Consider the following 14,346-nt stretch of genomic DNA (forward strand, 5'->3'; position numbering starts at 1 on the left):
GGCGGTCGCCTCCCCGGCTCCTCTAAGATCTCCGCTCTTGCCCGCCTCCCTCAATGGAGCGCCGCCGACCGGACGGAAACCGGTCGGCAACTCACCGCCATCCCTTCAGCAGGTCCTCCGGAGGCACCCCCTTGTCCACGCCCGTCGACGACCCGCTCTCCCGTGAGCGCTCCCACCTCGCCTCGTCCCGTTCCGCCCTGCGCGCCATGCGCGAGGACGTCGAGGCCCTCGACATCAGCGACGTCACCGCGAACTGGGTCAACGCGGAGGCGCTGAACCACCAGATCGAGAAGCGCATCAAGGCGCTGGCCGACCTCAGCGACACGCCGCTGTTCTTCGGGCGGCTCGACTATCTGCACACGCCCGGCGCCGAGCAGGCCGAGGGCGCGGAGGGCGAGCGCTTCTACATCGGGCGGCGGCATGTGCACGACGCCGACGGCGACCCCATGGTGATCGACTGGCGCGCACCCGTCTCGCAGCCGTTCTACCGGGCCTCCAAGAAGGACCCGCTGGACATCGCGCTGCGCCGCCGCTTCGGCTACACGGGCGGCGACCTCACGGCGTACGAGGACGAGCACCTGTCGGACCCGGCCGAGGCGGCGAAGACCAGCAGTCTCCTCCAGCAGGAGATCGAGCGTCCGCGTGTCGGCCCGATGCGGGACATCGTCGCGACGATCCAGCCCGAGCAGGACGAGATCGTGCGGTCCGGCCTCTCCGGCTCGGTGTGCGTGCAGGGCGGCCCCGGCACCGGGAAGACCGCCGTCGGCCTGCACCGGGTCGCCTACCTCCTCTACGCCCACCGCGAGCGCCTCGCCCGCACCGGCACCCTGGTCATCGGACCCAACCGGTCCTTCCTGCACTACATCGAGCAAGTGCTGCCCGCGCTGGGCGAGTTGAGCGTCCAGCAGGCCACCGTCGAGGACCTGGTGGCGCACGTCGAGATCAAGGGCACGGACGACGCGACGGCCGCGGTGGTCAAGGGCGACGCCCGCATGGCGCAGGTGCTGCGCAGGGCCCTCTACGCGCACGTCACCCTGCCCACCGAGCCGGTCATGGTCGTGCGCGGCTCCCGCCGCTGGCGCGTCGCGCAGTACGAACTGGAGGCCATCGTCCGCGAGTTGCTCGACCGCGACATCCGCTACGGCGCCGCCCGCGAGGCCCTGCCGCAGCGCATCGCGCACGCCGTGCTGGTGCAGATGGAGCGCTCGGGCGAGGCGCCGGACGACCGGGTACAGGACGCGGTGGCGCGCAACAGCGCGGTCAAGGCGGCCGTGAAGACGGTGTGGCCGGCCGTCGACCCGGCGAAACTGGTGCTGCGCCTGCTGTCGGACGCGGACTTCCTCGCCGAACACGCGGCAGGGATCCTCGATGAGGAGGAGCAGAAGGCGGTCCTGTGGGCGAAGCCGGCGCGCAGCGTCAAGTCCGCCAAGTGGGCGACGGCCGACGCCGTGCTCATCGACGAGGCCACCGACCTGATCCAGCGCACGCACTCCCTCGGGCATGTCGTCCTCGACGAGGCGCAGGACCTCTCCCCCATGCAGTACCGGGCGGTCGGCCGCCGCTGCACCACCGGCAGCGCGACCGTCCTCGGCGACCTGGCGCAGGGCACCACGCCCTGGGCGACGCGCGACTGGCAGGAGGCGCTGACCCACCTGGGCAAGCAGGACGCGTTGGTGGAGGAGCTGACGGCCGGTTTCCGCGTGCCGACGGACGTCATCACCTACGCCTCCCGGCTGCTGCCGCACATCGCCCCGGGCCTCACCCCGGTCGTGTCGATCCGCGAGAACCCGGGCCACTTCGAGGTCCGGGCGGCCCCCGCGACCACCGACGTCGTCGAGGCCTGCCGCGAGCTGCTGCGCAACGAGGGCTCGACCGGCCTGATCGCGGCGGACGCCCGGGTCCCGGAGCTGGCACGGGCCCTGGCGGAGGCCGGGATCCCGTACCTCGGCCCGGGCGAGGAGACCACGCAGGAGACCCGCCTGACCCTGGTCCCGGCGTCACTCGCCAAGGGTCTGGAGTACGACTACGTGGTCCTGGACGAGCCGCGGGCCGTGGTCGACGGCGAGCCGGACGAACGGACAGGGCTGCGGCGCCTGTACGTGGCGCTGACACGAGCGGTGTCGGGTCTGATCGTCACGCATGCGGCCGGGCTGCCGCCGCAGCTGGCATCTCCCTGACCGCTCAGGTCGCGACGTAGCCCCCGTCGGCGGCGAGCACCGCGCCGGTGATGTAGCTGGCCTTGTCGGAGGCCAGGAACGCCACGGCCTCGGCGATCTCCTCGGGCTCGCCGGCGCGGGTGAGCGGTGTGTTCTGGCTGAACTCGTCGAACATCTCGCCCACCGTGCCGACGGCCATGTCGGTGCGGATCGGGCCGGGTGCCACGGAGTTGACGCGAACGCCCGCCGCGCCGAACTCGACGGCCCACGACCGGGTCAGCGCGTCCATCGCGGCCTTGGAGGCGTTGTAGACGGAGCCGACCGGGGTGCCGATCTGCGCGGCGACCGACGAGACGTTGACGATCGCGCCCTTCTTCCTGGCCACCATGGCCGGCACGAGCGCGGCCGTCAGGAAGTAGGTGGCACGGACGTTGATGTCGAACACCTGCTCGTAGCTGTCGAGCGGCTGCTCGGGGGTCGTCGAGAACGGGAAGACGCCCGCGTTGTTCACGAGCACGTCCACCTCGCCGACCTCCTCGGCGAGCTTGCGTACGTCGTCGATGTTCGCGACGTCCGCGACGACGAAGTGGCCCGTCCCGCCCGCCTGCTCGATCAGCTCGACGGTCTCCTTGCCGAGTTCGGCCCTGCGCCCGGTCACGTAGACGGTGGCACCCGCCTCCGCGAGCTTGACCGCGATCGCGCGGCCGATGCCCGACGTGGCGCCGGTGACGAGTGCCTTCTTGTCCTGAAGTTCCTTGGTTGTCATGTCTGCCAACTTGGCCGCGCCAGATCGTCAGAGCATAATTTCGGCATATACGGCCTGGTCAGGTCGCGATGAGGCCGCCGCCCGCAGCCCGAAGCAGAGGCGCACGAACCGCGGCAGCCGGTAGCGGCCGAGTACGAGCGGCTCGATCAGATGCACGCCCGCGAGCGACTCCAGCACCAGCTCGATCTCGCCGGCGTCGGCCCCGGACATCTCCGCCGCCTTGTGACTGTCGATCACCTCGGCGTCCTGGCGCGCGAAGCACATGAGCATGCGCCGTTCCGGATCGCTCAGCTGCTTCTCGGCCGCGATCAACGGGGCCATCATCGCGGCGCAGTCGGACGGGATCACGTCGGCGAGCCCGCTGTCCCGCTCCATCTGCAGCAAGACCATCTCGATCGTCCAGTGCGGACGCGAGCTGAGCTTGCCGCCGATCACCCTGATCGGGTGCGGCAGTCGCGAGAGGCGTTCCAGCAGCACCTCGGCCTGCTCGGGTTCCGCGTCCGCGCGTACCGGGCCGAGGGCCTTGCGCAAGAACTCCCGCGCCTCCCGCTCGGTCAGCCCGGCGATCTTCAGCCAGGTCACCCCCGGCAGCTCGTGCAACCGGCGGACACTCGTGAGAATCATCGCCGAGCCGGGCGTGGCGAGATCGCGCACGGTCGCCGCGTCCCGCACGTCGTCGACCACGACCAGGAACCGCTTGCCGCGCGCCTTCTCCCGCCACAGCGCGGCTTTGTCGCCGACGGGGTTCTCCACGCCGACCGCGCGCAACAGCTCGCCCGCGACGTCCCTGCCCCTGACGAAGATCTGCCCGTCCGGGAAGCGTCCTTTGACGAGGTGGCCGATCCGGGTGGCCAGCGCGGTCTTGCCGCTGCCCCGCATACCGGTGATGCCCACGGTGCCCGGCAGCGTCCGGAGAGCCTGCGCGATCTCCTCGGCGCGGCCGGTGAAGTCGACCAGATCCGGCACCAGCTGCTCCGGCCTGCGCGGCAGGGTGAGGTCGCCGTTGAGGATCTGCGCGTGGACCTTGCGCAGCTCCGGCCCTGGTTCGAGGCCGAGCTCCTCGATGAGGAGTGCGCGCACCTGGTGGAAGTGGTCAAGTGCTTCGCCCTGCCTGCCCTCCAGGTAGAGCGCGCGCATCAGGAGAGCGCGCGGTCGTTCCCTGAGCGGGAAGGCGGCGACGTGCTTCTGCAGCTCCAGCACGTCGAGCTCGCGTTCGAGGCAGTCCTCCCGCGCCTTGAGCCGGTAGTCGCCGAGCCGCACCCGCTGCGCATCGAAGTAGGCACTCCGGAGGCCCTCCAACGGCTCGCCTCGGCAGTCGTCGACGATCTCCGCGCGGGCCGTGTACCCGCCGTCCTGGGACTTCAGGTTCAGCTCCGGCAGCGTCTTGCGGAGCTTGTACACGTACGTCCGCAGTGCCATCACCGCGCTCGGCGTCGGGTCGTCCCAGACCATGCCGATCAACTGGTCGTTGCTCAGCCGGATGCCGTTGTTCAGCAGCAACGCCGCCAGCACCGCCCGCTGCTGGCGCGGCCCCAGTTCGATCTCCTCTTCGTCGCGCCAGGCTCGTACCGGACCCATCAGTGAGAAGCGCAGGCTCATGCAGCAGCACAACGCCCGGGCACATGCCCTGCTTCCCTGTGTCTCCCGAACGATCGGCAGGCACGGCCGGTTGGCCGAACCCGGTGAACGGGTCTGACGTCCGGGGTCACGCGGGGGCGGCGTCCAGGGCGGTCCGCCACCGCGCGACGGCCTCCGCCGACACCGGCGCCTCCCAGCCCTCCGGCCGGGCCGCTCCGCCGATGTGGAAGCCGTCGACCCCGGCCGCCAGCAGCGTCGGCACATGGTCGAGCCGCAGCCCGCCCCCCACCAGCAGGTGCTGCTCGTACCCCGGCTCTCCTCGGCGGGCCGCCTCCGCGAGCAGTACGGAAAGCCCGTCGTCGACCCCGTCGGCCGATCCGGCGGTGAGGTACGTGTCGAGCCCCGGCATCCCGTCCAGCTGCTTGCGCAGGGCGTCCCGGTCGGCGGCCCGGTCGATCGCGCGGTGGAAGGTCCAGGGGCAGCCGTCCAGCACCGCGACGACCCGCTCCACTGCCGCCAGGTCCACGCCGCCGTCCGCGTCGAGGAACCCGAGCACGAACTCCTCGGCCCCGGCCTCCCGCAGCTCGCCCGCCACCCGGACCAGCCGGTCGGCGTCCCCCGCCGCGAAACCGTCCGTGAGCCGGAGCATCACCCGCAGCGAGAGGTCGACGGCCCGGCGGATCCCGGCGACGGTCCCGGCCGACGGGGTGAGCCCGTCGGCCGCCATGTCGGTGACCAGCTCGAGGCGGTCCGCGCCTCCCGCCTGGGCGGCGACCGCGTCCTCGACCCCGAGGGCGATCACCTCCAGGACTGCACGCTTGCTCATGGGGCCCCATTCATCGGCATTCATCGGCGTCGAGGGCGGCCGCAACCCACCCACAGGTCTAGTCCAATCCAGACTACTTCCCGTGGGCCGGCCCCTTCACCCCTCCCCTCGGGTCTTCTCTCGGGGTCTTCTCTCGGTCATCCGAAGATGTTCAGCTCCTTCGCCTCCACCCCGGCCAGCTCGTACGCGCCCGCGTCGACCGGCCGCCCCGTGTACAGCCGTACCAGGGTCGGCCCGTCCCCGATGAAACGCCCCGGGGGCCGCTCCCCGTCGCTCTCGCCCAGCCGCAGCGGTTCGTCCAGGTCGTCGAGGTCGGCGTGCAGCGACACGTGGCCCCGCTCACGGGTGATCCGGGCGAGCAGCGCGAGCGCGTCCGGCAGCCCCGCCCCGCCGTACGCCCCCGGCTCCCCGAGTGCCTCGCGCACGTCCCCGGCGTGCACCCACTCCCCGAGCGCGAGGCCGTCCAGCTTCCCGTCCGCCCCGGCGATCACGGCCCCGGCCTCGCCCAGCCCGCGCTCCAGCTCCCCCACGACCTGCGCGTTGCTCCAGCCCTCCCGCTCCGCGATGTCCTGGTCGTTCGACTCGGGCGAGAACACGCCCGCCTCGAACCTGCCCTCCACCACCCGTGTCAGGGCGGACGAGCAGTGCGCCAGCACGTCCCGCACCGTCCAGCCCGGACACGCGGCCACGGGCCGTGCGAAGTCCTCCTCGGCCCTGCCCCGCAGCAGCGGGATCAGCGCGTCACGCTCGATCGTGAGCAGCCGCCCGGGCTGCTCGGGGTCCCGTACGTCGTGCACATCAGCAGGAGTCGTCATGCACCCACGCTAAGTGGGACGCCGGTGAGGGGCGACAACCCGTTGCGCCCGCCCGTGCGGCTGTGCGCCGTTGAGCGCCGGGCGTTTGTGTGGTGTCGTACGGTCCTCACCAACGGGGAGCAGGGGGCGCTCGTGGGGATGGACCCGTTACCGGAGTGGGGAGCCGCCGCCGCGTCGCAGGTGACGTTGGAGGGCCTGCTGTCGGTGGTCGGCTCCGGGGCACTGGAGTTGCACGTGGCGCCGGGTGGGCTCGAGGTGCCCGTCGCCGGTGTCACCGTGCTCGACGCGCTGGAGCCCGGCGTCCGACCGCGCGAACTGCTGCTCGCCGTCGGTGTCGACGCGCGGGCGGCCCACGCCGTGGACGTGGTGCGGCGGGCCGGAGAGGGCGGCGCCGCAGGGGTGGTCTTCGGCCCGGGCACGGTGGAGGGAACCGCCCCCGCACTCCGGAAATCGGCCGAAGAAGCCGGTACGGCTGTGCTGTTCCGTACGTCCTGGTGCTCCTGGGACCAGTTGATGGGCGTACTGCGGGCAGGGCTCGCCTCGGCGGGACTTCCCCCTGGCCTCACCACGCGGGGCGTGCCCCTCGGTGATCTCAACGGGCTGGCGGACGCGGTGGCCGCGCTGGTCGGGGGCGCCGTGACGATCGAGGACATGGAGTCCCAGGTGCTGGCCTACTCCTCCACCGACACCGAGGAGGACGTCGACGAGCTGCGGCGGCTGACGATCCTCGGGCGCCGCGTCCCGGCGTGGCGGGTCGACGCGATGCGGGAGGCCGGGTTCTTCCGGGCGCTGTGGGGGAGAAACGATGTCCTCCACCGGCCGGCCCGCGGGGCGGATCCCGAGCGGCTGGTGGCGGCGGTACGGGCGGGCGGCGAGGTGCTGGGGTCCATCTGGGTGGCGGCGGTCGGGGGCCGCCCCCTCGCCCCGAACGCCTCGGAGGCGCTGCGCGCGGCCACCCGGGCGGCCGCTCCGCATCTGCTGCACCACCGTACGCGCGGTGCGGACACCCGTCTGCTGGAGGACGCGGCGCGGGCGGTGCTGGAAGGGCGTGGGCCCGTGGCGGTGCTGGCCGAGCGGGCCTCGCTGCCGGAGACCGGGAACTGCGCCGTCCTCGCCGTACACGCCGGGACTCACAAGGAAAGCGCCGAGGCGTCACGACTGCACGACGTGCTGGCGCTGCTCTGTTCCGCACACGGCTACCGGGCCGTCGTCGTGCGGGTGAACGGAGCGATGCTGGTGGTGCTGGGCGCGCTGGACCGCGAACAACAGCGGGCGCAGGCGCAGGTGGAGGAGCTGGGGACGTCGGTGGCGGGGCAGGTGTCGGCCACCCTGGGGACGACCGTGCGGGTCGGTCTGGGCGACCTGGCCGCGGGGCTGGCGGAGCTGCCCGTGTCCCGCCGGTCGGCCGAGCTGGCCCTCGCCGCGCTGACGACAGCACAAGGGCCGCGTGTGGTCGCCCGTACCGAGGATGTCGCGGAGACGGTCGGCCTCATGCAAGTCATGGACGCGCTGCGGGCGGTGCCGCTGCCGCCGGGGACCCCTGTGGCGCGGCTGGCGGCGTTCGACGCGGAGCACAGCGGGAGTTGCCTGCTGCGGACTCTGCGGGTGTACCTCGACCACTTCGGGGACGTGCCGGCCGCCTCCCGCTCCCTGTGCCTGCACCCCAACAGCCTGCGCTACCGGATCCGCCGCATCGTCGAGGTCTCCGGGATCGCCCTGGACAGTCCCGACGCCCGGCTGTTCGCCGAGCTCCAGTTGCGGTTGCTCGACCGCGACACCGACGGCGCCGGTCACTGACCGGCTCGGTGGGTCCCCCGTTCTTCGGCCGTCCGCACCATGGCTCGGCCCGGACTTCGTCGCCGCGCACAACCGCGGTGCGGCCCGGCCCCGGACCCTGACCACGGCCCCGGTCCCCGCGCCGGCACCTCAGCGTTCTCCACGAAGACGTCTCCCCGGGGACCCGGGCAGCCTGGGAACCAGCCCGGGTCCGCCGGGCGTCCGCACACGGCCCCCACGGGAGACACCATGACCGGCTTCACCGACTCCGCCGACCGGCGTGAGCAGATCCTGCGAGCGGCCGTACGGCAGGGACTGCTGAATCCCGAGCGGTCCCTGCTCGCCGGGTTCGTCGACCTCGACGGCGTCGCGGCGACGGTCGGCAGCCTGCACGCGGCGTTCCCCCGCTCGCTCTCCGCCCTGCACGCCTTCGCGGCGAAGGCGAACAGCCTGGTGCCCGTCCTGGCGGAGCTGGAACGCCACGGCATGGGCTGTGAAGTGGCGACGGGTGGCGAACTGGCCGGGGCGCTCGCGGCGGGCTTCCCACCGGAGCGGATCGTGTTCGACTCGCCGGTCAAGCACCGTACGGATCTGGAATGGGCCCTCGACCTGGGCGTCACGATCAATGTGGACAGCTTTCAGGAACTGGACCGCATCGACGCGATCCTCGCCGGACGCGCCCCCGTGTCGCAGATCGGCGTACGCGTCAACTCCCAGGTGGGCGGGGGGAGCATCGCCGCGATGAGCACGGCCACGCGGACGTCGAAGTTCGGCATCCCGCTCTCGGACCCGCGGAGCCGCCGGGAACTGCTGCGGGCCTTCCGGGAACGTCCCTGGCTGACCTGGGTGCACACGCACGCCGGATCGCAGGGATGCCCGCTGGACCTCATGGCCCAGGGGGTGGCGGAGGCCGTCGCCTTCGCGGAGGAGGTCAACCGGGCGGCGGGAGGGCCGCAGGTGACCGGGATCGACATCGGCGGCGGGCTGCCCGTCAACTTCGCCGGCGACGAGGTCACCCCCGGCTTCGGTACCTACGTCGCGCTGCTGGCCGAACACGCGCCCGACCTGTTCTCCGGCAGGTACGCGATCGTCACCGAGTTCGGACGCTCGATCCTCGCGAAGAACGGCTTCATGGCCGCCTACGTCGAGTACACCAAGACCGCCGGTGGCCGGCCGATCGCCCTCACCCACGCCGGAGTGCAGGTCGCCACCCGGACGGTGTTCGCCCCGGAGTCCTGGCCCCTGCGGATCACCGCGCACGACCCGAGTGGCCGGGCGAAACACGGCAGCCCCGTCCGGCAGGACATCGCAGGCCCGGCCTGCTTCTCCGGCGACCTGCTGGCACGCGACCGCGCACTGCCCCGGCTGGAACCGGGCGACATCGTCCTGCTCCCGGACACCGGCGCCTACTACTTCTCGACGCCGTTCCACTACAACAGCCTGCCGGAGCCGGCCGTGTACGGCGTACGGGTCGGCGCGGACGGCCAGGTCGCCTTCGAACTCTTCCGACCGGCCCAGGACCCTTACGAGGTGCCGGCCCCGGCGGGCCGGGCCGCCGTGCCCACCCCCCGGCCCAGCGGTCTCGTACGTCGCTGACGCCCCACGAGAGGCAGCGAGGAGCACCCGGGTGAAACACGGAAACCGCACGAAGGGCGACGGGAACGGGCCCCTGATCAGTCAGCGCGCCGCCATGGTGTTCCTGCTGGCCGCACTGGTCGGCGTCGGTGCCGCCGTCCTGTCGTGCCTGGCCGGCAACGCCTGGCCCCTAGCGGTCAGCGTCGGCAGCGGCGCGAGCGCCATGGCCGTCGTGTTCTTCAACCAGATCATCGACTAGGGCCTGTCGTTTGGATCACGCCGCAGACGCGGGGCTCACCGGCGCTGACAAGGTGCCGCCGATTCCCCGCGACCTGATCCAAACGACAGGCCCTGGAAGACTCATGAGGATCTTGGGGTTCCAGCCCGGTCAGCGGAGAATGACTCCATGGCCGATCCCGACACCCTGCGCACCCGCTTCGCCCGCGCCCTGGAAGGAGCCCGGGGCCCGGCCGGCGGCCCCGACCCGGCGCCGTACGCGGACAACCTGCTCACCCGCTGGCAGGAGCCCCAGCGCCGCTACCACACGGTCGAGCACCTGACGGCGGTCCTCGGTCACATCGACGTACTGGAGCGGCACGCGCACGACCTGGACGTGGTGCGGCTGGCCGCCTGGTTCCACGACGCGGTCTACCTCCCCGACCGCTCCGAGAACGAGGAACGCTCCGCCCGCCTCGCCGAACGCGCCCTCGCGGAGGCCGGTGTCCCCGCCACCAAGACCGCCGAGGTGGCCCGCCTGGTCCGCCTCACCGTCACCCACGACCCCGCCGACGACGACCCCGACGGCCAGGTCCTGTGCGACGCCGACCTGGCCATCCTCGCCTCGCCCCCGTCGGCGTACGCGGCCTACACCACCGCCGTCCGCGAGGAGTACCACTTCGTCCCGAACGACGCCTTCCGCACGGGCCGCGCCACGATCCTGCGCCAACTCCTCGCCCTGCCGAGGCTGTTCAGGACCCCGCACGGAGCGGCGACGTGGGAGGCGACGGCCCGCTACAACCTCACCGCCGAGCTGGAAATGCTGTCGCTCTCCCCCCGTTCCCCCTCGTAGCCTCCCCACCATGTGGACAACAGGCGCGGAACAGGTGGAGCAGGCCGTCGAGGAGTGTGCGGAGCTGCTGGGGGCGGTCGCCGGCCGGGACTGGGAGGGGACACCGGCCGGGCGGGTGACATGGAGCTGCCGGGAGACGGCCGTGCACATCGCCGAGGATCTCATCGCGTACGCGGGGCAGTTGGCGGGGCGGGAGACCGAGGGATACACGCCCTTCGAGATCTCGCTGGAGGAGGGGACGGACAACGCGGGTGCGTTGCGGGTGATCAGGACGACGGGGGCTCTGTTCGCGGCGGCGATCCGGACGACGCCGCGCAAGGTGCGGGCCTTCCATCCGTATCCGTTCCGCAGCGCGAACCGTGAGGGGTTCGCGGCGATGGGCACGGCCGAGGTGCTGCTGCACACGCACGACATCGCCGAGGGGCTGGGCGTGGCGTACGAGGCGGACTCCGAGCTGTGCGACTTCGTCCTCAGGCGGATCTTTCCGCATGTCCAGCCCGGACCGACCCCCTGGCAGACCCTGCTGTGGGCCACCGGCCGGGGTGAGCTGCCGGGGCGGGCGCCCGTCACCGAGTGGCGGTGGAACAACAACCTGGTGATCGACACCGAACGGCTCACCCTTGAGGGCGTCACCCCGGCGGTGGCCGACGACCTTGCCACGGTCGGTGACGGCGGCTGCTTCGAGTGGCTCGGAGGAAGCCCGGCCGAGGGCACCCGGGTGGGCGCCGGACTGGTGTTCAAGCAGTACGAGGACGGGGTCCACCTGCCGGAGTGGGGCATGTACGTGCTGGTCCGCCGCGAGGACGACCAGGCGCTCGGCGCCATGGGGTTCCACGCCGTTCCCGACGAGGCGGGGCGGGTCGAGATCGGCTACGACCTGGTCGAAGCGGCCCGTGGGCACGGCTACGCCACCGAGGCGCTGCGCGCGCTGTCGGCGTGGGCCCTGGCCCGGGACGAGGTGCGGATCGTGGTCGCGAACGTCGAGCGGGACAACGCGCCCTCGCGGGGCGTCCTCACCCGCGCCGGATTCACGGCCGTCGCGGAGGACACCGAGCAGGTGACCTACGAGCTGCGGGAACCCGGCGAGCGGTAGAGGCCCTTGGGCCGCCGCAGCCCCGCCCCGTACAGCAGCCGCACCACCTCGCGGCTGCTGACCTCCACGGCACCGGCGTTCACCGCGTCGGCGTACCGCTGGGCGGGGATGTCGTAGTGGTCGCGTTCGAAGGCCCGCCGGGGCACGCCGAGGCGTTCGGCGAAGCTGTGCAGTTCGTCGTACGAGACGTCGCTGATCAGGTGGGACCACATGCGGCCGTGCCCGGGCCAGGCCGGCGGGTCGATGTAGATCGTCACCAGGGCCTCACGAGGACGCCCCGCCGAGGGCGTCGCTCAGCGACCCGACCGCCGCGACCTTCACGCCCGCCTCGCCGCACACCCAGTGCGGGTCGGCCCCCAGCACCGGGTCCACGTCCAGCGCGTGCGGGTCGCCGGTGCCGCACACCGGGCACAGCGGCCAGCGGCCGTACCGCTCCAGCAGGGCGTCCTGTACGTCCTGCGCGACCAGACCGGCCACGTACGGCGCGCCCTCCGGCCATTGCTCGACCCACCACCGCCGCTGCGTGACGGCCTCCTCGACCAGGGACACGACATCCGCCTCGGCGACGCGTCCCGCGACGAGGTCGGCCAGTACCAGGGCACGCGCGGCGTGCAGCGTCTGCTCCAGGGGGGTGATGGGCTCCATGCACCCCATTGTGCGCACTCTTGACCCCGGCACCGAGCCGAAAATATCTTTCAGTGGTGACCCGCAGAGTGAAGGAAATTTTCGTCGGCACGCTCGGCACCCCGCCCGCCCCCGCCGCCCTCGCGGCGAAGGTCCGCACCCTGGCCCCGTCGATGACGCGTTCCATGCAGCGCGTCGCCGAGGCCGTCGCGGGCGACCCGGCCGGCTGCGCGGCCCTCACGGTCACCGGCCTCGCCGAACTCACCGGCACCAGCGAGGCGACCGTCGTACGCACCGCCCGCCTGCTCGGCTATCCGGGCTACCGGGACCTGCGCCTCGCCCTCGCCGGCCTCGCCGCCCAGCAGCAGTCCGGCCGGGCCCCGGCCATCACGACGGACATCGCGGTCGACGACCCGATCGCCGACGTGGTCGCGAAGCTCGCCTACGACGAACAGCAGACCCTCGCCGACACCGCCGCCGGCCTCGACACCGTCCAGCTGGGCGCCGCCGTCACCGCGCTGGTCGCGGCCCGCCGCACCGATGTGTACGGCGTCGGGGCGTCCGGCCTGGTCGCCCAGGACCTCACGCAGAAGCTGCTGCGCATAGGGCTGATGGCCCACGCCCACAGCGACCCGCATCTGGCCGTGACGAACGCGGTGCAGCTGCGGGCCGGTGACGTGGCGATCGCCATCACGCACTCGGGGTCGACCGGGGACGTCATCGAGCCGCTGCGGGTCGCCTTCGAGCGCGGCGCGACGACCGTGGCGATCACGGGCCGCCCGGACGGGCCGGTGACGCAGTACGCCGATCACGTCCTCACCACGTCCACCGCGCGGGAGAGTGAACTCCGTCCGGCGGCGATGTCGTCGCGGACCGGCCAGCTCCTTGTGGTGGACTGCCTGTTCATAGGGGTGGCGCAACGGACGTACGAGACAGCGGCGCCGGCGCTCTCGGCGTCGTACGAGGCACTGGCCCACCGGCACCGTTCCTGAGCGGGCCCCGGCCGGCACCGAAAAGCACGGGACGACACGGGAAGACACGGAAAGAGCCGTCATGACCTCCACCTCCGACCCCCGGGACCTCAGAACCGAGCTGGAGTCCCTGACCACCGAGGCCTTCAGGCCGGAGTTCGCGGACATCGACCGGCTGCCCACCCTGGACATCGCGCGGCTCATGAACGGCGAGGACGCCACCGTGGCCAGGGCCGTCGCGGCACGGCTGCCCCAGATCGCCGCCGCGATCGACGCCGTGGCGGAGCGGATGGCCCGGGGCGGCCGCCTCGTCTACGCGGGCGCGGGCACGGCGGGCCGGCTGGGCATCCTGGACGCCTCCGAGTGCCCGCCCACGTTCAACACCGACCCCTCCCGGGTCGTCGGCCTGATCGCGGGCGGCCCCGAGGCCATGGTCACCTCGGTCGAGGGCGCGGAGGACTCCCGGGAGCTGGCCCGGGCCGACCTGGAGACCCTGGGCCTGACCCCGGACGACACGGTGGTCGGCGTCTCGGCGTCCGGCCGCACCCCCTACGCCCTCGGCGCGGTCGCGCACGCCCGCACCCGCGGCTCCCTCACCGTCGGCCTCGCCTGCAACCCCGGCAGCCCGCTCGGGGCCGCCGCCGACCACGGCATCGAGATCGTCGTGGGCCCCGAACTGCTCACCGGCTCCACCCGCCTGAAGGCCGGCACGGCACAGAAGCTCGTCCTCAACATGCTCTCGACGATCACGATGATCCGGCTGGGCAAGACCTACGGAAACCTGATGGTCGACGTCCGCGCGTCGAACGACAAACTCCGCGCCCGCTCCCACCGCATCGTCGCCCTCGCCACCGGCGCCGAGGACAAGGAGATCGAACAGGCCCTGACCGCCACCGACGGCGAGGTGAAGAACGCGATCCTCACCCTCCTGGCCGACGTGGACGGCCCTACGGCGGCCCGGCTGCTGGAGGAATCCGACGGGCACTTGCGGGCGGCCCTCGACTCACGCTCCTAGGGCGCGTCTCGATGCGTGATCGATCCCGGCAGTGGGACCGGAGGGCCGCTGAGAACGTTGATCGCGCTCAGTGGCCCTCCGG

General features: G+C 72.5%; 14 protein-coding genes. 8 read left to right on the forward strand and 6 right to left on the reverse strand.

Going from position 1 to position 14,346, the window contains the following annotated elements; translation table 11 throughout:
• Positions 1-131: 131 nt before the first annotated feature.
• A complete protein-coding gene (locus tag ACZ58V_RS33665; RefSeq protein ID WP_471294854.1) occupies positions 132-2,177 on the forward strand; it encodes a HelD family protein in 2,046 nt (681 codons plus the stop codon).
• A 4-nt stretch (positions 2,178-2,181) separates the two neighbouring features.
• Here ACZ58V_RS33665 and ACZ58V_RS33670 read toward each other — a convergent pair whose 3' ends face one another.
• From ACZ58V_RS33670 to ACZ58V_RS33685, 4 genes are all read right to left on the reverse strand, one after another.
• A complete protein-coding gene (locus ACZ58V_RS33670; RefSeq protein ID WP_468194054.1) occupies positions 2,182-2,922 on the reverse strand; it encodes an SDR family NAD(P)-dependent oxidoreductase in 741 nt (246 codons plus the stop codon).
• Between the two features lie 27 nt (positions 2,923-2,949).
• Positions 2,950-4,500, reverse strand: coding sequence for a BTAD domain-containing putative transcriptional regulator (locus ACZ58V_RS33675; protein WP_471294856.1), 1,551 nt, complete (start codon positions 4,498-4,500; stop codon positions 2,950-2,952).
• 127 nt (positions 4,501-4,627) lie between these two features.
• Complete coding sequence (locus ACZ58V_RS33680) at positions 4,628-5,326, reverse strand: copper homeostasis protein CutC (RefSeq protein ID WP_468194048.1); 699 nt, start codon at positions 5,324-5,326, stop codon at positions 4,628-4,630.
• Between the two features lie 137 nt (positions 5,327-5,463).
• The gene (locus ACZ58V_RS33685; RefSeq protein ID WP_471294859.1) at positions 5,464-6,141 is read right to left on the reverse strand and encodes a maleylpyruvate isomerase family mycothiol-dependent enzyme; all 678 of its coding nucleotides are present in this window, start codon (positions 6,139-6,141) and stop codon (positions 5,464-5,466) included.
• A 138-nt stretch (positions 6,142-6,279) separates the two neighbouring features.
• Between ACZ58V_RS33685 and ACZ58V_RS33690 the strand changes: the two genes are divergently transcribed.
• The 5 genes from ACZ58V_RS33690 to ACZ58V_RS33710 all read left to right on the forward strand — a co-directional run bounded on the left by ACZ58V_RS33690 (position 6,280) and on the right by ACZ58V_RS33710 (position 11,654).
• A complete protein-coding gene (locus ACZ58V_RS33690) occupies positions 6,280-7,938 on the forward strand; it encodes a helix-turn-helix domain-containing protein (protein ID WP_471294861.1) in 1,659 nt (552 codons plus the stop codon).
• A gap of 228 nt (positions 7,939-8,166) precedes the next feature.
• Positions 8,167-9,513: a type III PLP-dependent enzyme domain-containing protein gene (locus ACZ58V_RS33695; RefSeq protein ID WP_471294864.1), complete on the forward strand. Its 1,347-nt coding sequence runs from the start codon at positions 8,167-8,169 to the stop codon at positions 9,511-9,513.
• Positions 9,514-9,544: 31 nt separating this feature from the next.
• Entirely contained in the window at positions 9,545-9,751 is a 207-nt protein-coding gene (locus tag ACZ58V_RS33700) for a hypothetical protein (RefSeq protein WP_468194038.1), read from the forward strand.
• 147 nt (positions 9,752-9,898) lie between these two features.
• Positions 9,899-10,561, forward strand: coding sequence for an HD domain-containing protein (locus tag ACZ58V_RS33705; protein WP_471294865.1), 663 nt, complete (start codon positions 9,899-9,901; stop codon positions 10,559-10,561).
• A gap of 34 nt (positions 10,562-10,595) precedes the next feature.
• Positions 10,596-11,654 (forward strand): GNAT family N-acetyltransferase, encoded by a 1,059-nt coding sequence (locus ACZ58V_RS33710; protein WP_468194594.1) that lies wholly within the window; start codon positions 10,596-10,598, stop codon positions 11,652-11,654.
• On the opposite strand, the gene ACZ58V_RS33715 is transcribed toward ACZ58V_RS33710, so the two are convergent.
• Together ACZ58V_RS33715 and ACZ58V_RS33720 are read right to left on the reverse strand one after the other, a co-directional pair.
• Entirely contained in the window at positions 11,624-11,911 is a 288-nt protein-coding gene (locus ACZ58V_RS33715; protein WP_468194032.1) for a DUF4031 domain-containing protein, read from the reverse strand. The two genes, ACZ58V_RS33710 and ACZ58V_RS33715, sit on opposite strands and share 31 nt — an antisense overlap.
• Positions 11,912-11,918: 7 nt before the next feature.
• A complete protein-coding gene (locus ACZ58V_RS33720; RefSeq protein WP_468194029.1) occupies positions 11,919-12,299 on the reverse strand; it encodes a hypothetical protein in 381 nt (126 codons plus the stop codon).
• 56 nt (positions 12,300-12,355) lie between these two features.
• Here ACZ58V_RS33720 and ACZ58V_RS33725 point away from each other — a divergent pair, with 56 nt between their 5' ends.
• Complete coding sequence (locus ACZ58V_RS33725; RefSeq protein WP_468194027.1) at positions 12,356-13,270, forward strand: MurR/RpiR family transcriptional regulator; 915 nt, start codon at positions 12,356-12,358, stop codon at positions 13,268-13,270.
• A 61-nt stretch (positions 13,271-13,331) separates the two neighbouring features.
• Positions 13,332-14,264 carry an N-acetylmuramic acid 6-phosphate etherase gene (gene murQ, locus ACZ58V_RS33730; RefSeq protein WP_471294867.1) on the forward strand — a complete coding sequence of 311 codons (933 nt, stop codon included), beginning with the start codon at positions 13,332-13,334 and terminating at the stop codon, positions 14,262-14,264.
• The last annotated feature ends 82 nt before the right edge of the window (positions 14,265-14,346 follow it).

It is taken from the genome of Streptomyces sp. NPDC040589 (assembly GCF_055594445.1).